At 37.7% G+C, this 18,458-nt stretch carries 18 protein-coding genes; 4 read left to right on the forward strand and 14 right to left on the reverse strand.

What is annotated here, in order from left to right:
• Window positions 1-5 precede the first annotated feature (5 nt).
• On the reverse strand, window positions 6-3,062 hold the full coding sequence (locus tag ES711_RS00545) for a SusC/RagA family TonB-linked outer membrane protein (protein ID WP_146888432.1): 3,057 nt from the start codon (window positions 3,060-3,062) through the stop codon (window positions 6-8).
• A gap of 216 nt (window positions 3,063-3,278) precedes the next feature.
• On the opposite strand from ES711_RS00545, the gene ES711_RS00550 reads away from it, so the two are divergent.
• The 4 genes from ES711_RS00550 (at window position 3,279) to ES711_RS00565 (ending at window position 6,917) form a co-directional block, all read left to right on the forward strand.
• The gene (locus tag ES711_RS00550; RefSeq protein WP_146888435.1) at window positions 3,279-4,028 is read left to right on the forward strand and encodes a DeoR/GlpR family DNA-binding transcription regulator; all 750 of its coding nucleotides are present in this window, start codon (window positions 3,279-3,281) and stop codon (window positions 4,026-4,028) included.
• 239 nt (window positions 4,029-4,267) lie between these two features.
• Complete coding sequence (locus ES711_RS00555; RefSeq protein ID WP_146888438.1) at window positions 4,268-5,536, forward strand: DEAD/DEAH box helicase; 1,269 nt, start codon at window positions 4,268-4,270, stop codon at window positions 5,534-5,536.
• A gap of 664 nt (window positions 5,537-6,200) precedes the next feature.
• Entirely contained in the window at window positions 6,201-6,395 is a 195-nt protein-coding gene (locus tag ES711_RS00560; RefSeq protein WP_317129839.1) for a DUF6500 family protein, read from the forward strand.
• Between the two features lie 294 nt (window positions 6,396-6,689).
• On the forward strand, window positions 6,690-6,917 hold the full coding sequence (locus ES711_RS00565; protein ID WP_146888441.1) for a VF530 family protein: 228 nt from the start codon (window positions 6,690-6,692) through the stop codon (window positions 6,915-6,917).
• Between the two features lie 408 nt (window positions 6,918-7,325).
• On the opposite strand, the gene ES711_RS00570 is transcribed toward ES711_RS00565, so the two are convergent.
• The 13 genes from ES711_RS00570 to ES711_RS00625 form a co-directional block, all read right to left on the reverse strand.
• Entirely contained in the window at window positions 7,326-8,165 is an 840-nt protein-coding gene (locus tag ES711_RS00570; protein WP_146888444.1) for an alpha/beta hydrolase, read from the reverse strand.
• A 926-nt stretch (window positions 8,166-9,091) separates the two neighbouring features.
• The gene (locus tag ES711_RS00575; RefSeq protein ID WP_146888447.1) at window positions 9,092-9,751 is read right to left on the reverse strand and encodes a hypothetical protein; all 660 of its coding nucleotides are present in this window, start codon (window positions 9,749-9,751) and stop codon (window positions 9,092-9,094) included.
• Between the two features lie 2 nt (window positions 9,752-9,753).
• Window positions 9,754-11,274, reverse strand: a complete 1,521-nt coding sequence (locus ES711_RS00580; protein ID WP_146888450.1) for a carbon-nitrogen hydrolase family protein — start codon at window positions 11,272-11,274, stop codon at window positions 9,754-9,756.
• A gap of 73 nt (window positions 11,275-11,347) precedes the next feature.
• The gene (locus ES711_RS00585; RefSeq protein WP_146888453.1) at window positions 11,348-11,800 is read right to left on the reverse strand and encodes a tRNA (cytidine(34)-2'-O)-methyltransferase; all 453 of its coding nucleotides are present in this window, start codon (window positions 11,798-11,800) and stop codon (window positions 11,348-11,350) included.
• 1 nt (window position 11,801) lies between these two features.
• The gene (locus ES711_RS00590) at window positions 11,802-12,284 is read right to left on the reverse strand and encodes a hypothetical protein (protein WP_146888456.1); all 483 of its coding nucleotides are present in this window, start codon (window positions 12,282-12,284) and stop codon (window positions 11,802-11,804) included.
• 93 nt (window positions 12,285-12,377) lie between these two features.
• On the reverse strand, window positions 12,378-12,521 hold the full coding sequence (locus ES711_RS16205) for a hypothetical protein (RefSeq protein ID WP_170245213.1): 144 nt from the start codon (window positions 12,519-12,521) through the stop codon (window positions 12,378-12,380).
• Window positions 12,522-12,614: 93 nt separating this feature from the next.
• Window positions 12,615-13,388 (reverse strand): tryptophan synthase subunit alpha, encoded by a 774-nt coding sequence (trpA, locus tag ES711_RS00595; protein ID WP_146888459.1) that lies wholly within the window; start codon window positions 13,386-13,388, stop codon window positions 12,615-12,617.
• 67 nt (window positions 13,389-13,455) lie between these two features.
• The gene (locus ES711_RS00600) at window positions 13,456-13,746 is read right to left on the reverse strand and encodes a GIY-YIG nuclease family protein (protein WP_146888462.1); all 291 of its coding nucleotides are present in this window, start codon (window positions 13,744-13,746) and stop codon (window positions 13,456-13,458) included.
• Window positions 13,747-13,788: 42 nt separating this feature from the next.
• Window positions 13,789-14,970, reverse strand: coding sequence for a tryptophan synthase subunit beta (trpB, locus tag ES711_RS00605; protein ID WP_146888464.1), 1,182 nt, complete (start codon window positions 14,968-14,970; stop codon window positions 13,789-13,791).
• 125 nt (window positions 14,971-15,095) lie between these two features.
• Window positions 15,096-15,761 carry a phosphoribosylanthranilate isomerase gene (locus ES711_RS00610; RefSeq protein ID WP_146888467.1) on the reverse strand — a complete coding sequence of 222 codons (666 nt, stop codon included), beginning with the start codon at window positions 15,759-15,761 and terminating at the stop codon, window positions 15,096-15,098.
• A gap of 1 nt (window position 15,762) precedes the next feature.
• Complete coding sequence (gene trpC / locus ES711_RS00615) at window positions 15,763-16,548, reverse strand: indole-3-glycerol phosphate synthase TrpC (RefSeq protein ID WP_146888470.1); 786 nt, start codon at window positions 16,546-16,548, stop codon at window positions 15,763-15,765.
• A gap of 142 nt (window positions 16,549-16,690) precedes the next feature.
• Window positions 16,691-17,686: an anthranilate phosphoribosyltransferase gene (trpD, locus tag ES711_RS00620; protein ID WP_146888473.1), complete on the reverse strand. Its 996-nt coding sequence runs from the start codon at window positions 17,684-17,686 to the stop codon at window positions 16,691-16,693.
• A gap of 203 nt (window positions 17,687-17,889) precedes the next feature.
• Window positions 17,890-18,456, reverse strand: coding sequence for an anthranilate synthase component II (locus tag ES711_RS00625; RefSeq protein WP_146888475.1), 567 nt, complete (start codon window positions 18,454-18,456; stop codon window positions 17,890-17,892).
• Window positions 18,457-18,458 lie beyond the last annotated feature (2 nt).

The following is an 18,458-nucleotide window of genomic DNA, read 5'->3' on the forward strand; positions in this document are numbered from 1 at the left end:
ATTTTTTAAAATCTAAATCTTAATCCTAAATCAAATCCTTTAACGTTAGGAGTTCCTAGGTTGTCAATGTTCATAGAACCTGCACCAGAGATGCCAGCACCAAATGTGTTTACTTCAGGATCTACACCACTGTAGTCAGTAATTGTAAATAAATTACGTCCTGTTGCATAAATTTCCAGACCCGATAACGATAATTTCTCTAAAGTGGCTTCAGGGAATTTATACGAGAGCGTCACATATCTTAATCTTGCGAAAGAACCATCTTCTATAAAATTTTCAGAGTTTTGAGAATAGTAATTTTGATAATAGTTTTGGTCCTTGCTCACCGCTACTGTGTTTGGATTTCCAGTGGCGTCTACACCAGGTAATACCACTGACTGATTTCTATCCGCAACAGTATTGGTGCTAAGTCCGTAGTAGGCTAGTGCTGATTCGGTAGCGTTGTAAACTTCTCCTCCTTGAACAATATCCAATAAGAAAGATAAGTTCAGGTTTTTATAGCCTACAGAGTTAGAAATGCCTAGGGTCCAATCCGGTGTTCTATTCACATCCGTGTAAGTTTGGTCAGTAAGGGTTGGTAATCCGTTAGAATTGATGATCACGTCGCCATTTTCATTTTTAACTGGTCGTTTTCCGCGTAATCCAAATAAGGAACCATCAAGAATAGCAGCGCCGGCCGCAGAATTTCTAAAGGTCCACGAGTCAGATAAGTAAACTTCATTTAAGAATCCTGGCAATTCTTTAACTTCACTCTTGTTGGCTCCAAAATTAAAGTCCAAATTCCAACTTACTTTTGAAGTTTGTGGCAACATTTGTAATCTTAACATGGCTTCTACACCACTATTTTTAATTGAACCTCCGTTTAGAGTAGCATAAAACGTTCCTGTTGTAGGCGGTACCCTGATGTCTCTCAAAATTTGATTGTCAGAGGTGCTTGTATAGTACGTAAAATCGAAACCAAGACGGTTTTGGAAAAAGCGGATATCAGTTCCTATCTCAAAACTGTTAGTGAATTCAGGTTCTAAATTAGGATTTCCTACATTCACTCCATTCCAGGTATACGCTGAACTTGCTAAACCATTAATGTTGGTGCCCAATGAACTTTCTAAAGCACCAATAGGCGCATCTTTACCAACTTGAGCCCAAGTAGCTCTCAATTTGAAATAAGACAAGCCTTTATCAGATGTAATATCATTGCCGTAAACTTTGAATAAATCACTAACTACAGCTGACATACCTACTGAAGGGTAAAAAAAAGAGCGTTTATCTTTAGGCAGGGTAGAAGACCAGTCATTACGTCCGGTTAAGTTAAGGAATAAGGCGTTTTTCCAGCCAAACTTAAATTCCCCAAATACACCTACGATGCGCTTTCTGGTTATCAACTCGGAAATTAATTGATTTTCTTTTAAAATATTTCCAACACTATAAATGCCCGGAGCTAGGAATGAAGTTCCAGAGGTGAAGGTGGTTCTGATATCTAATTCTTCGACTGAATTACCAATCATTCCATCAAACGATAGGTCTTCAGTAATGTCTTTTTGATAACTCAAAAAGATATTTGAGGTTAACCTGCTGTGGTCTTTTTCAAATTGACTGATATAACCATCTTCTCTTGTGTCGATTAATGATCCGTTACCCGTAATTTTTTTGTTGAATTGGGTATAGTTATCAGTACCTATTTTATAGGATAAGTTAAAATCATTTAAGAAATTGTAATTGAAGCTGATGATTCCAATAAGTCGTTTTGTCTCGTCAGAATTTGGACTGTTGTTTGTGCTCCAGTAAGGATTGTCAAATTGTTGGTCTAAAAAGAAAGTTTTTTGAGACCCATCGGCATTGAGATACTCTTTGGCATTCACATCACCAGGGTAGGCTAATAAACTTCCAAAACTACTACCTGCGGCATTTCCTTGCTTACTGCTTAAAATATCCGTTGTAATATAGTTTGCTGAAATCCCGACAGTAAAGTTATCCGACACATTAGAATTAGCGTTGATCTTAAAAGACGTTTTATCATAACTAGTTCCTTCAATCACCCCATTTTGAGAAAGATCTCCTATAGACATGTAGATATTGCTCTTTTCTGAACCAGAAGAATAACTCACGTTATGATTCTGTGTGGTTGCAGCCTGATAGAAATCTTCAATGTTATTAAAAATTGGCGTACCTGAATTTAAAGTTTGGCCAAAAGAGAAAGGCGATTCTGGATCATAAGTAATGCCGTCCTGAGTTCTGATTTGAGCTCCTTTTCCAAAGGTTGTTTGCACATCTGGAGTTCCAATGACTTGGTCAGATGACACAGAACCAGAATAACTTACTGTGCTCACACCAGCCTTTCCTCTCTTAGTGGTAATAATTACTGCACCACCAGCGGCCTGAATTCCGTATAATGCGGCAGCGGCAGGTCCTTTTAATACAGATACACTTTCAATATCGGCAGGGTTAATGTCTGACGCTCTGTTGGTACTAGCCACTTCTAAACTAGAACTAGTAGAATTATCGATCGGAATCCCGTCAACCACAAATAAAGGTTGGTTACTTCCTGTGATAGAAGATCCCCCGCGAATTAGTATCACCGCAGATGAACCTGGAGCTCCACCTGAGTTTACAACAGTAACGCCCGAAACTTTACCTTGTAAACCATTCACCATATTATTTTGATTGCCTTCCATTAACGCATCAGATTCTACCGCTTGTACGGCATATCCCAAGGCTTTCTTTTCCCTCTTAATACCTAAGGCGGTAATTATAACTTCGTCTAACTCATCTCCAGCTTGTAGAGAGACGTTAAGCGGAGCAATAGAAGTCACCTTAACCTCTTTGGTTTGATACCCAACGTAAGAAAATACTAGGGTTGAATTTAGTGGTGCTTCAACAACATAATTTCCATCAAAATCTGTTGTTGTGCCCACTGAAGTTCCTTTAACAAGTACTGTGGCGCCTAGTAAAGGTAAGTTGTCATCACTTGATGTCACAGTTCCGGTAATTTTTGAACTTTGTGCATAGGTAAAATGCGCAAAGCAAAAAATAAATAGGAAATGCACTATTAGTTTGCCTTTCATAATATTTGGTTTTGGATAAATTAGAATCAAATATAATTTAAAATTTGAAATAATGCATAAAATAAGCAATATTACCCTGTTAAATATGCAAATAAAATGCAGTATATTTAGGAAATCAATAAAGGGTACGGATAATTATGCTTTTGGCGACGGGCAACTTTTTTAGATCTGAATTCGGATCTTTATCCTTTTACAATTAATATATTTTTTAATATTATGAAAAAAAATCACCGACAGCGTTTAATTATTGATCTGGTCATGTTACATAGAAAAGTTGACACAGATCAGCTAGCGTTAGATTTGAATGTTTCGTCCGATACCATCCGTAGGGATTTAAATGATTTGGATGAAAAGGGAATGCTCACAAAAGTTCACGGTGGAGCAGTATCATCTATTCAAAAATTGTTTCATTATAATGAGAATGCAGTCTTTAATAGGGAGCACAAAAATAGTATCGCCACTAAAGCAATACATCTTTTGGAAGATGGTATGGTTGCCATAGTAAGTGGTGGTACGACCAATCTTGTTTTCGTCAATAACTTACCTAAAACTTTGAAAGCCACTATTTACACCTATAGTTTAGAAATTGCACTTCAACTGACAGATCATCCGCATATAGAAACTATATTTATTGGCGGAAAGATTCAAAAGAAATCCGTAGTTACAACCGGGATTGAAGTGTTTCAAACCTTATCCAAAATACACGCCGACCTATGTTTTGTGGGGGCAAGTGGCATCACTTTAAATGAAGGAATCACTGATGAAGGTTACGAAATTGCTTTAATAAAAAGAGCGATGGTTGATGCTTCAGACAAAGTGGTTTCCCTCATAACCAGCAACAAACTCTGTGTGAGACATAATTATTCAGTATGTCCATTGTCGGCAATTGATGTGATGGTTACAGATCTACAGCCAGAGCACCATCTTTTAGAAGGATATGCAGATAAAAACATTTTAATTTTATGAAAAATCACTTTTGATAACACTACTTCATGAAACAATCTGTGGAGACATTCTGAATATAAAAGTTTAAGGGTTCAGATGTAGATAGATTTTTTCATTAATAAAGATGGTTACCTTTTACTGGGTCAGCTGGTTAGCACAAACTTGCATTCTGTAAAGCGATGCTTAATAAAATAGACGTACCTTTGCCAAAATTAAAGGAGTGACCTAAATTAATAGTGTTTGCTTCGTAAACACATTTTATGTCATTTAACTCATTAGGATTATCTGATGCTTTACTTAAAGCTGTCAGCAAACAAGGCTATACAACGCCATCACCAATTCAACAAAAAGCAATTCCGTTAATATTAGAAGGTAAAGATGTCTTAGCATCGGCACAAACCGGTACCGGAAAGACTGCAGGATTTACATTGCCATTACTGCAATTATTATCGCAAGGGCAACCTTTGCGCCAGCGCCCTGTTAGAGCATTGGTATTAACGCCTACGCGCGAATTAGCAGCTCAGGTGTACCAAAACGTCAAACAATACAGTACTTATTTAGATATTAGAAGCACCGTTATTTTTGGCGGAGTGAACCAGAATCCCCAAGTGGCAACACTTCGCAATGGGGTGGATGTGCTTGTAGCAACACCAGGCCGTTTGTTAGATTTACATAACCAACGTTTGATATCTCTTGCCAATGTCGAAATTCTCGTCTTGGATGAGGCAGATCGTATGTTGGATATGGGCTTTTTACGCGACATTAAGAAAATTATGGCAGTCATGCCGTCCAAACGTCAAAACTTATTGTTTTCGGCAACTTTCTCTAAAGAGATCAAAGCCTTGGCAAATGAAATTTTAAATCACCCAGTATTAGTGGAGGCCACTCCTGAAAACACGACGGTTGATGCAATAGACCAACAAGTCTACCGCGTGGCCAAAGGTTTAAAACCTGATTTATTGGTCAAATTGATTTCTGACGGCAATTGGGAACAGGTTCTGGTATTTACACGTACCAAACATGGCGCCAATAAACTGACCAAGAAATTGATCAGTAGTGATATTACCGCTATGGCCATTCACGGAAATAAAAGCCAAGGCGCTAGAACGAAAGCGTTGGACGGTTTCAAAAAAGGAACAGTCAGGGTTTTGGTTGCCACTGATATTGCAGCCCGTGGATTGGACATCCCGTTATTGCCACACGTGATTAATTTTGAACTTCCTAATATTGCAGAAGATTATGTGCATAGAATTGGTAGAACGGGAAGGGCAGGAGCTAGCGGATTGGCGATCTCCTTAGTAAGTGCTGATGAGACTTCATTTCTTCGTGATATCGAAAAATTAATTGGTGAACGTATTCCTATGGAAATTGTAGAAGGTTTTGAACCAGATCCTAACGCGTCTACAGAACCTATCAAGCAAGGACAAGGTCAAGGCAGAAATAGCCGACCTCAAGCTCGAAAATCTTCAGGAAATAACCAATCTTCAGGGAGTAGCGCTAATAGGAACAGAAATAGGAGACGGAATTAGAGAGTTGAAATTGAAATTGAAATTGAAGTTGAAGTTGAATTTGAATTTGCGGTAGTTTCACATTAAAATTTTGGTTGATTTGAATGCCGGATTAGCGCTTTTTAATCACCTTTAAACCTTTTTTTCAGCGTTATCAGCGTTCTTTTTATAAAGAGTTCGCGCTTCGACTGCGCTCAGTGTGACAGGTGAAATTGAAAATGAAGTTGAATTTGAAATTGAAGTAGAGTTAGAAGTTACATTATAATTTTGGTTGATTAGAATACCGGATTAGTGCTTTTTAATCACCTTAAAATCTATTTATTCAGCGTTATCAGCGTTCTTTTTATAAAGAGTTCGCACTTCGACTGCGCTCAGAGTGACAGGTGAAATTGAAGTTGAAATTGAAATTGAAGTTGAGGTAGATTTCACATTAAAATTTTGGTTGATTAGAATACCGGATTAGTGCTTTTTAATCACCTTAAAATCTGTTTATTCAGCGTTATCTGCGTTCTTTTTATAAAGAGTTCGCACTTCGTCTGCGCTCAGTGTGACAGGTGAAGTTGAAATTGAATTTGAATTTGAATTTGAATTTGAAATCGAATACGAAAAATTTTGTCGAATTACCGTAAACCCTAGACCTCACACCTCATACCTCCCTATGCTGAGTACGAATTTAAAAGAGAAAATGATTTCAGTTTGTGAGGCAAAGATTGCTTCTAAAGGACCCGATGTGGGATTATCATTTTATGCATTTTTTGCAAATAAGAATGATGCGCCTAAATTGTTAATGGAAGCTGCCATCTGGTGGATCGAGACGCATCAGTTGGATCATTTTGAGAAAGCGGTTAAGATTAAAGCGTTGGTGGAGGCTGAAGACTAAGGTTTTGAGATGATGCTTAACATTAGCATTGATACTTCATTGCCGTATTTCATTTCCAAGTAGATTTTATTATTTTAGCAACTAGTTCAGATCAGTTCAATTTATTAAAGTCAGTGCTATCAGCTTTATCAGTGTGATCCGCGTTCTATTGATCTATGAAAGCACTTCGACTGCGCTCAGTGTGACGGATGAAGTTGAAGTTGAAACTAAAATTGAACTACTTTAAATAATAATTCTTGATCTAACGAACCAGCAGACTTCTGAGATTAAAGCCCAACTATAAACCTATTAAAAATGGAACAACCCAATAATCCCTTACACGGCATAAAGCTCGAACAAATTCTCACAGATCTTGAAGCGCATTATGGTTGGGAATATATGGGCACAATTATAAATATTAAGTGCTTTAACGACAATCCGTCTGTGAAATCTAGCCTTAAATTTTTAAGACGTACGCCTTGGGCGCGTACAAAAGTGGAGTATATGTATTTGAAGATGTTGAAGAATAAAAATCTGATTTAAAGCTGGATCGCAAAACATTATTATGTTCTCTATTTACGAGTTTTTAAAGAATAGTACTTCATTCTAGAAGAACTTTTTCATCTGTTTTTATTTACCGCTTTCAACAAAAATAAATATGCGTTTCTCGATACATTTTTCAAAGTTGTTGCTTTTTAGATAGAATTATTGAGCGGCGGTCCTTTATAATTTTTAGAGTTTTCATTACCCTTGTAAAATTATTGCTCGGTTCTCGATACATTTTTTAATATATTGTTTCTTTATTGGAATTAGAGAGGTGCGGCTTTAAAATATCTTTGAGTTTACGCTGAAACTAGATATCTAAGTACTCGGTTCTCGAAACATTTTTTAATCTGCCGCTTCCGCGTCAGCTTAAAAAAAACTCGAACTGACAAGGCAGTGTGTGAAGCTTTACTTTTCGGTATACGGAAACATAAGTTTGAACGTATCATTTACACTTTGATGTAAAATGGTGGCGTGGTTCTCTTTGGGTAAAAACAATAATTCGACCTTCAAATTTGGCTTGCCGGAATTCTTTAATAATTCAGCTAACGTTTTTGCCTCACGTTCCATAATCTCTCCTTCATTACCAACAGACACATACACATTGACAGGCATTTTAGGATGCGCTCCCAGAAACATTTTAGCATCTTTAAGTAAGGTTTCATTATCCCACCACAAACTCGGACTCACGATAATATAATCTGTAAACAGTGTTGGCTTTTTGAATAAAATCTCCGTTGCCAACAATCCACCAAGTGATTGGCCGATTAGCATTTTTTGAGTATTCGTCTTGTAATTCGCATGGATGTAAGGTTGCACTTCTTTTTGTAAGAAGTCGATAAACTTTCTCGAACCGCCGGTGGTTGGAAAATCTTTCTTTAATTTCTTATCAATTGTTGGAAAAGTGAAATCACGTTTCCTATCAATATTGGCAATGCCAACCACTATGGTATTGGGCATATTCATCTGCAAATTAAAAAATTGAACCAATCCAACTACATGCAGAAAATCTTCATTCAAAGAGCCATCTAACACATATATGACTGGGTATTTTAAAGTATCAGAAACTTTATAATTCTCAGGTAAGTATATATTTAAGGTTCTCGATTCCGATAAAATGTTAGAATCAATGGTCACAATCTCACCAATCATTAAAGGTGATTTTGAGCTTTCTTTTAGAGCAGTCTGCGCTTCTGCAGGAGTAAAGTAGATGCTGATAAAAAATATACTAAAGAAAAGGTATTTCATTTATTGATTTTAATTTTTTTGATATGATTTACATGGATGATGTTTTTTTGACACGAATTTCACGAATCCCACGAATTTTAAACTCTCTATAAAACATAAATATTCCTCAAACAGTCTTGATTCTTGATTCTAACAGCGCAGCGGTCTTGGTTCTTTTTTGACACGAATTTTACGAATCCCACGAATTTTAAACTCTCTATAAAACATAAATATTCCTCAAACAGTCTTGATTCTTGATTCTAACAGCGCAGCGGTCTTAATTCTTTTTTGACACGAATTTCACGAATTATACGAATTTTAAACTGTCCATAAAACCTGCATTTCCCACAGACAGTCTTGATTCTTGTTTCTAGCAGCGCGGCGGTCTTGATTCTTTTTTGACACGAATTTCACGAATCCCACTAATTTTAAACTGTCTTTAAAACATAAGTACTCCATTAAAAAAGTCTTGATTCTTGATTCTAACAGCGCAGCGGTCTTAATTTTTTTTTGATACGAATTTCACGAATTATACGAATTTTAAACTGTCCATAAAACCTACATTTCCCACAGACAATCTTGGTTCTTGATTCTAGCAGCGCAGCGGTCTTGATTCTTTTTTGATACGAATTTCACGAATCACACTAATTTTAAACTGTCTATAAAATATACGTATTCTACAAACAGTCTTGATTCCTGATTCTAACAGCGCAGCGGTCTTGGCTCTTTTTTGACACAAATTTCACGAATTTCACGAATTATACGAATTTTAAACTGTCCATAAAACCTTCATTTCCCACAGACAGTCTTGGTTCTTGATTCTAGCAGCGCAGCGGTCTTGATTCTTTTTTGACACGAATTTTAACAGTACATAAAATATACATTGCACAAACAATCTTGATTCTTAATTCTAACAGCGCAGCGGTCTTAATTCTATAATAAAAAAACTAATCTTCCTCCTCGTCAAATAGCTCGATGGTGGCGTCAAATTCGGCGTCTTTAAATTCGTCACGACTGATCCAATACTCTGATGTTTTTAGAATGTATGAGTTGTCGCCCTTAGCTTTCAATTCCCACACAATATCATCGGCTTCTATGAAAGCCTCTTTACCGGCCAATTGGTCAGCGTAAAGACGTTTAATTACGCTATTGTTTGCTAAGGTTTGGTCCAATACTTTTAAAACCACTTCTTTGTTGACCTCCTTATTTGGTGTAATTTCAAATTCAATTACTGTTGCCTTAGCGCTTGGAAAGGTCCCATTGTAGGCTTTGTGCAATAATTGATTGATGTTAAAAAGCTCATGGTGTAAGCTAATGTCACTGTATTCTTCTGAAATTTTATCCAAAAGCATGTCATGGGACATTTGTCCAATTTGGCCTTCGTTAAGGTGTTCAGAAAGTTTGTAATCCAATAAAATGGCAGCCGCTTCTGGGCCATCAAAATCTGAAATGGCCATAAAAAGCAGGTCTTTCAGCTCTGTAGGTTTAGAGTCTTTGGCATCCGGAAATCCGAACAATTCCAAAAGTTTAATATAATCCGCATTGGTCCATGCGTCTTCGAATTCTTCAACAGTTTTAACACTATTGATAATCATATGATAGGTCATAATTATTTCTTTTTAAGTTCAAATAAATCTGTTCTTCTGTCTTTTAAGTTTCTCACACTACCAAATTGGTTGAGTTCTCTTAAAAGGTCAATATCCACGTCGGCAATGAGGATCATTTCCGCATTTTGAGTGGCTTCCGCTTTAACACCGTTGGTTGGGAATGCAAAATCGCAAGGCGTAAATACCATAGATTGGGCGTACTGTATGTCCATATTTTGAACATTTGGTAAATTCCCCACACTTCCAGCAATCGCAACGTAACATTCGTTTTCAATAGCTCGTGCTTGGGCACAATGGCGCACCCGTGAGAATCCGTTTTGAGTATCAGTTAAGAACGGTACGAATAGGATATCCATACCTTCATCTGCTAAGATACGGCTTAGTTCAGGGAACTCCACATCATAACAAATAAGAATCCCAATTTTACCACAGTCGGTGTCAAACGCTTTAAGTTTGGTACCGCCAACCATTCCCCAAACTCTTGCTTCGTCCGGTGTGATATGCAATTTTTCAAAACGTTCTGTACTACCATCCCGTCGGCATAGATATCCAACATTAAATAGCTGACCATTCACCACTTCTGGCATACTTCCAGTGATGATATTGATATTATAGGAAATGGCAAGTTTGGAAAAACGTTGTACCATTTCTGGCGTGTGTTTGGCTAATTCTCGGATGGCTTCTGGCGTAGACAAATGGTTATTTCCCGCCATTAACGGCGCATTAAAAAACTCAGGGAACAAGGCAAAGTCACTGCGGTACCCAGAAACGGAGTCGATAAAAAACTCTGCTTGCTGCATCATTTCATCCATATCTTTATACAAACGCATTTGCCATTGTACAAGTCCTAAACGTACTATTTTTTTAATGGTAGTGGCTTTTTTAGACTTTTTCTCGTAGTAAATATTGCTCCATTCCAATAATACCGCATAATCCTGAGAAGATGCGTCGCCTTCTAAATAATTTTTTAAAATTCGGGTAGGGTGAAAATCATTGGAAATTTGAAAATTCAGAACGGGATCATGAATTTCCTTCCGCTTTACTTTATCGATATATTCTTTAGGGGAAAGTGTGTCTGAAAATTTGTGATAATTTGGGATGCGGCCGCCAAAAGCTAGACCACGAAGGTTCAGGCGTTCACACAATTCCTTACGGTAATCATATAAACGACGCCCAAGTCTTAATCCTCTAAATTCTGGTTTTATAAATACATCGACGCCATAAATAACATCGCCTTCATTGGTATGTGTACTGAAGGTGTAATTTCCTGTGATATCCTTATAGGTATGATTGTCTTCAAATTGATTATAATCGACAATAATGCTCAATGCACATCCGGCAATCTGATCGTTTATTTTAATCACGACCTGACCTTCGGGGAATTTTTCAATTAATTTTTTTATTTGATTTTCTCTCCAAAACGCATCTGGCATGGTCGTGTAGGATTCGATCATGGCTTGTTTCAGTTCTTGATAATCGTCAAGATTCAAGTATTTTAATTCGATATTTTCAATGTCATTCATAAAGTGATGTAATGATAAATGTGTTTGTTATAAGTTGCAAATATAGTTCTCAGGAAGACTACTTTTAAAAATATTATTTCAATGCCCTAATGCCTTCATAAGTGACTATGGCTACGGCATTCGCTAAATTTAGACTTCGGATGTGATCACTGAATAAAGGGATTTTGTACAGTTGCTCCGGATGTTTTGCAAGAATATCTTTTGAAAGTCCTACGGATTCTTTACCAAAAACGAGAAATAAATTATCCTGAAATGGAATGTCCCAAAAGTTTTTTTGGCCGTGGCTAGATAAAAAGGCCATTTTTTTATCTTGATGTTGCTCAAAAAAGTCAGCAGCACTGTCATAATAAGTGATGTGAACGTGCGGCCAATAGTCTAACCCTGCACGTTTGAGGCGAGCATCGGTTATTTCAAATCCGAAAGGTTTAACCAAATGTAAATGCGAACCTGAGGCCAAGGCTAATCTGCCAATGTTGCCTGTATTATTAGGGATTTCAGGTTCAATTAAAACAATATTTAAAGGCATATTAATAATCTAGAGTATCGCATGCTACTGCAGTTAATGGAAATTTATCGTCAAAAGTAATTGTAGCATTTTCTTTAAATACAGTGGTGTTTTGTGCGTCTACCTCTAATTCGCCATAACCTTGAAGTACCACATTATCTTTCTTGAGAAGAATGAGTTCTCGCTTAGACTTGGTGCCTTCAGCTTCAAAATTATAATCGGCATATATAGTGTCACCTTTCATAATGCCTTCAAATACCCCATGACTCCCGTCTTTTTCATAAAAATTAAAGAGTAATGTCCCCGTGACCAAGGTTTTGTTTTCCTTCAAGATTAATTTAATGGTGTCCCTATTATTCGCGTACAAATAACACTGCTCATTAGCCTTTAAAGTTTTAGATTCAGTCTCTGAACTTGATGGCAACGGCTTTTCGGTAGAATTTTCTTTGCAGGAGAAACTCATTAGAGCAAAGATCATGACGATTGCTTTTAAGTGTATATTCATCTTGGTTGTGGTATTTATACTACTTTGGTAACTAAAAAGAAACCTATTCAATTTATGTAGAATAGGTCTCTTCGGCTTTTTTTACTCAGACAATTATTTTTTTGATTGCTGATCTTTTATGGTCTTATCATTAATGTCATATTTATTGACATTGTTATTCTTAATTCCCGTAGGATTCGTCGGATTTGTCTGTTCTTTAGTCGTCTTAAATTTTTTATTATCTTCTATAATTCCCATGATTATTTGTTTTTAAATTCTTTGATAAGTTAAGAAAATATGGTCAAAATAATATTAAGATTGTCTTAAAGTTTAGGTTTAATCTGCATTCTACTATTCTTGTGGCTGTAATAAGGAGCTTATGAAATGTTGTGTGTCATCACTACCTTTCGTTGTTAAATGTTTGACGAATGCACTTCCAATAATAGCGCCTTTCGCATATTGGGTGGCTTGAGAAAATGACTTGTAGTCTGAAATACCAAAGCCAATGACTTGCGGATTTTTAAGTTTCATTTGATAAATGCGTTCAAAATAATCGGTTTGAACATCCCCAAATCCCGAATTACTTCCTGTAACACTGGCGCTACTCACCATGTAAATGAACCCTTTGGATATGGAATCGATAAAACGAATGCGTTCTTCTGAGGTTTGCGGAGTGATGAGAAAAACGTTGATGATGCCGTGCCTTTCAAAAATAGATTTGTATTGCTCATTGTACACATCGACCGGAAGATCAGGAATGATGAGTCCGTCGATGCCCACCTCGGCACATTTCTTACAGAAAGCTTCCACACCGTATTGGAGGATGGGATTGAAATAGCCCATAATAAGTAATGGGATGCTTACGGTTTTTCTAACATCCTTAAGTTGATCAAACAAAACTTCAGTAGTCATGCCGTTTTTTAAAGCTTTTGTAGAACTTGCTTGTATTGTGGGACCGTCGGCTAAAGGATCGCTAAAGGGCAAGCCAATTTCAATCATGTCTACACCGTTTTTTTCCAAGCTTTCAATGATACCAACAGTGTCGTTGATATCTGGATAGCCTGCTGTAAAGTATATGGAAAGTAACTTTTTGTCTTCTTTTAATTTCTTGTTGATTCTGTTCATGGGAATTTATATTTTTCATTTCCGCGAATGCGGAAATCTTATTTTTTATGTTCCAATTTTAATATTGTTAATCGCTTATATATTCTGAAAGATCTTTCCAATCTGGATTTAGGCTATTTATTAAGCTTATTTTCCATTCACGATTCCATTTCTTAATCTGTCGTTCTCGCTGGATGGCATTATTAACATATCTAGTGGTTTCGAAATAAACGAGTTTGTGCACATTGTATCTTCCTGTAAACGATTTCTTGGTATTATGTGCATGTTGGTACAAACGTTTTTTTAATTGTTTTGTGCGGCCCACATATAGAACGCAATGATTTTTATTGGTTAATATGTAGACATAAAAAACATCCATAGTTTATTTGAAAGATTTCCGCCTACGCGGAAATTAAAAAAGTTATAATCCAAAATGTTGTATATAAGTCTCCAAATCCTTATCGCCACGTCCCGATAAACTCACCACCACAATATCGCTAGATTTAAATTTTTTGTGTTCAAATACAGCCAAGGCATGAGAGCTTTCAATAGCCGGAATGATGCCTTCCATTTTGCACAATTCTAAGCCAGCAGTCATGGCATCGTCATCCGTTATAGCGACGAACTCAGCGCGTCCACTTTTGTATAAATGGGCATGCATTGGGCCAACGCCAGGATAATCCAAGCCTGCTGAGATACTGTAGGGTTCTGTGATTTGCCCGTCTGGGGTTTGCATTAAGAGCGTTTTACTGCCGTGGATGATGCCTTCTTTTCCAAGAATTGAAGTTGCGGCACTTTCTCCAGAATGCACCCCTTTGCCAGCGGCTTCTACAGCAATAAGTTTGACCTCAGTATCTTCTAAAAAGTGATAAAAAGCACCGGCTGCATTGCTGCCGCCACCAACGCAGGCCACTACATAATCAGGTTTGGTAGTGCCTTCTTTTTCTTTAAGTTGCCATTGAATTTCTTCAGAAACAATGGCCTGAAATCGCGCCACCATGTCCGGATAGGGATGTGGGCCAACCACACTCCCGATGATGTAATGGGTGTCTACTGGATTGTTAATCCAATCGCGAATGGCCTCATTGGTGGCATCCTTTAACGTGCGGCTCCCAGAAAGGGCGGGAATTACGGTAGCACCCAACATTTTCATACGCGCCACATTGGGAGCCTGACGCGCGATGTCAATTTCACCCATATATACGATGCATTCCAATCCCATAAGCGCACAAACAGTCGCTGTGGCTACGCCGTGTTGTCCAGCGCCTGTTTCCGCAATGATCCGGTTTTTTCCGAGGCGTTTCGCCATCAGAATTTGTCCAACGGTGTTATTGATTTTGTGCGCACCCGTGTGGTTCAGGTCTTCGCGTTTTAAGTAAATCTTGGTGTTGTATTTGACACTCAATCGCTTGGCGAAATAGAGTGGCGACGGACGACCTACATAATCTTTGAGCAAGGCATTGAATTCTTCTTGGAATTCTGGCTCTGCCATAACCTTAAGATAGTTTTGCCGTAATTCTTCCACATTTGGGTAGAGCATCTCAGGAATGTAAGCGCCTCCAAATTCGCCGTAATAACCTTTATTGTTAATATTGTATGTCATAATTTATAGTCCCACCTGGTGGGAACCTCATGATTTAATGTTCAAAGATGTCTTTTGAACCGATTAATTTCCTTTTAAATACTTTATGCGACGTTGCGTCTGCTTCTCGATACTAATTTATAGCGCTACTGCGCTGTAAAATCACTCGAATTGACCTGGTTTTTAAATTCTTTTAATTTGTTATAGTCTTTCAATCCTGGGGCGCTTTCAAATTTGCTATTCACATCAATTGCATAGCAGTATTGTGAAGCTTCACCTTGCCTGAAATTTTTAATATTTTCCGTTTCTTCCAAGCCAATACCGCCACTTAAAAAATATGGTTTGGTAGATGGATACTGTTGTAAAACGTCCCAATTAAAGGTATAGCCATTTCCTCCTGGAAGCTGACCTTTTGTGTCGAACAGGAAGTAATCACAAACGGATTCATAAGGTGTTAAAACATCAAAATTAAAATGATCTTTGATGGAAAACACTTTAATGATTTTGATGTGTTTTTGTTTTTGATGGATCTCACTTAAACTTAATTTTAAATTTTCGCAAAATTCTGGCGATTCTTCTCCATGCAATTGAATGAGATCCAAATTGTGTTGTGCTACCTTTTCTAAAATATATTTGTCCGAAGCATTCACAAAAACGCCCACTTTTTTGATGTCTTTTGGGAGTTCTGGGATAGTGCCATTAAAATAGCGGCTTGATTTTTCATAAAATATAAAGCCAAGATAATCCGATTGAAGAGTGGCCACTTCAGCGATATTCTCTTGATATGTCATGCCGCAAATTTTTAGTTTCATGTTACCTGTTTAAATCTTTGATAAATTGTGTGGCACTGTCGCCTGCATTATCCGTTTTCATAAAATTTTCACCAATTAAAAATCCTTTGTAACCATAAGGTTGCAGGGTTTTAATCGCCTCAATGTTGCTAATGCCACTTTCAGATATTTTTACAAAATCATCAGGAATTAGCGTGCTCAACTTTTTGCTGGTTTCTAGGCTCACCTCAAATGTTTTTAAGTTGCGATTGTTCACACCCATCATATCCAAACTTGGCATGACCGATTTATGCAATTCTTCTTCATTATGAATTTCTAAAAGCACTTCTAAATTTAAGCTTTGTGCAAGTTCTGACAGTTGTTTGATTTCTTGATGAGACAATACAGCGGCTATAAGGAGAATGACATCGGCACCATACGCCTTGGCTTCAATGATTTGGTACGGATCAATAATAAATTCTTTCCGGAGCAATGGCAATTGACAACTTGCTCTAGCTAGGATTAAATCGTCTAATGAGCCTCCAAAATATTTACCATCGGTTAAAACCGACATCCCACACACCCCGGCAGCTTCATACCCATTAGCGACGTCAAAAACATTCAGATTTTGATTGATGACAGATTTGGAAGGTGATCGGCGCTTGTGCTCGGCAATAATTCCAGAAGTACTTTTTTTCAATCGCTCAGCAAGAGAAAAAGTAGAACGTTCAAATAACACCGATTGCTCCAATTGCGAAACTGGAATTACGGATTTCTTAAGGTCAACTTCCTTACGTTTATCAGCGATAATATGGTCTAAAATGTTCATTTTTTTCAAGGTTCTTTTTTTTTAGTCTCCAGTCTCCAGTCTCCAGTCTCCAGTCTTCAGTCTCCAGTCTCCAGTCTTCAGTCTTCAGTCTTCAGTTTTCACAGTCTAGACTGCAAACTGTCCACTGCCAACTGCATACTGATCACTGCCTACTAATTCCTACTAATCGTTCAAATTTCGCTTTTGCTTTTCCGTCCAGCAAAGCTTCTTTTGCTAAGCCGAAACTATCTTCTACCGATTTCTTTGTCACTGTTGCGATAGCCATGGCGGCATTGGCACACACCACGTTGTTTTGTGCATAGGTACCTTGTCCGTTTAAGATGTCTACAAATATTTTAGCAGCGGATGCTACCGAATCACCTCCATATATTTCAGCTTGATTTAAGGTTTCGACACCAAAAAATTGAGGAGTGATGATCGTTTCTGAAGCATTTCGGATCACTTTAGCGGGACCTGTCAATGAGATTTCATCATAACCATCTAAAGCGTGCAGAATGGTGTAATTGATATCTGTATTTTGATAAAGATAGCCGTACATCCGCAATAATTCCAAATTAAAAACGCCTACCATTTGATGTTTAGGGAAGGCTGGATTTACCATAGGACCTAACATATTGAAAAAGGTTTTAACCGCCAAATCTTTTCGAATGGGCGCGACATTTTTCATGGCAGGATGGAAGAGTGGTGCGTGCAATATACAGATATTCGCTTCATCTAGAGAGCGCTTTAAAAAATCGATGTCTTTGGTAAACTTAATTCCTAGAAATTCCATAACGTTAGAGGATCCACATGCGGATGATACGCCGTAATTACCATGTTTGGTTACATTAACCCCTGCTCCAGCAGTCACAAATGACGCTAAAGTTGAAATATTAAAGGTGTCCTTGCCATCGCCGCCAGTGCCACATAAATCAATACCATTATAATCGGCTAAATCGACGTGTAAGCAAAGTTCTAAAAGTGCATCTCTAAACCCTTGTAGTTCTTCAATGGTAACGCTTCGCATCATATATACTGTCAGGAATGACGCAATTTGACTTTGATTATATGCACCTTTAGAGATGTTCACCAACACGTGTTTGGCTTCGTCGCTAGAGATGCTTTCTTGATTGATGAGTCTGTTGAGTATATGTTTCATATGTATTCCCCACAAGAGTGGAGATTTTTATTTATTAAACTTTGTTTTAAGAAAAATTTTCTGCCTTTTTTGGTCCTCAGTCCTCAGTCCTCAGTCCTCAGTCTTCAGTCTTCAGTTCTCAGTCCTCAGTAATCTGCAGACTTTCTGCCGCTGCCTACTGCTTACTGCTTACTGCTTACTGCACACTGCCAACTGCATACTGTCTACTGGTTAACCCAATTTTCCAAAATCTTCTTTCCATGTGGCGTCAACACCGATTCCGGATGAAATTGCACGCCTTTCAAGTCATACTCTTTATGACGTAAGGACATTACTTGACCGTTTTCATCAAAAGATGTCGCTTCCAAGACCTCGGGTAAATTGGGATCGACGACCCATGAGTGGTAACGCCCAACTTCAAAGGTGTTATCCAATCCATCAAATAGGCTTTCGTCAGTAACTGATTGCGTTATATTGGTGGATACGCCATGATAGACAGTGTCTAAGTTGATTAGGGTGCTACCATAAACTTCGCCAATAGCTTGTTGACCTAGGCAAACTCCAAGAATACTTTTTGTAGGGGCATAGGTTTTTATAATGTCTTTTAACAATCCAGCCTCATCAGGAATTCCTGGGCCAGGTGAGAGTACGATTTTTTCAAAAGCATCCACCTCGTCTAAAGTCAGTTGGTCATTTCGTTTAACCGTAACTTCACAGCCTAAATCTTCCAAATAATGCACCAAATTGTAGGTAAAACTGTCGTAATTATCTATAACTAATACTTTTTTCATAA

Origin of the sequence: Gelidibacter salicanalis (assembly GCF_007997285.1) — a bacterium.
Taxonomy (GTDB): domain Bacteria; phylum Bacteroidota; class Bacteroidia; order Flavobacteriales; family Flavobacteriaceae; genus Gelidibacter; species Gelidibacter salicanalis.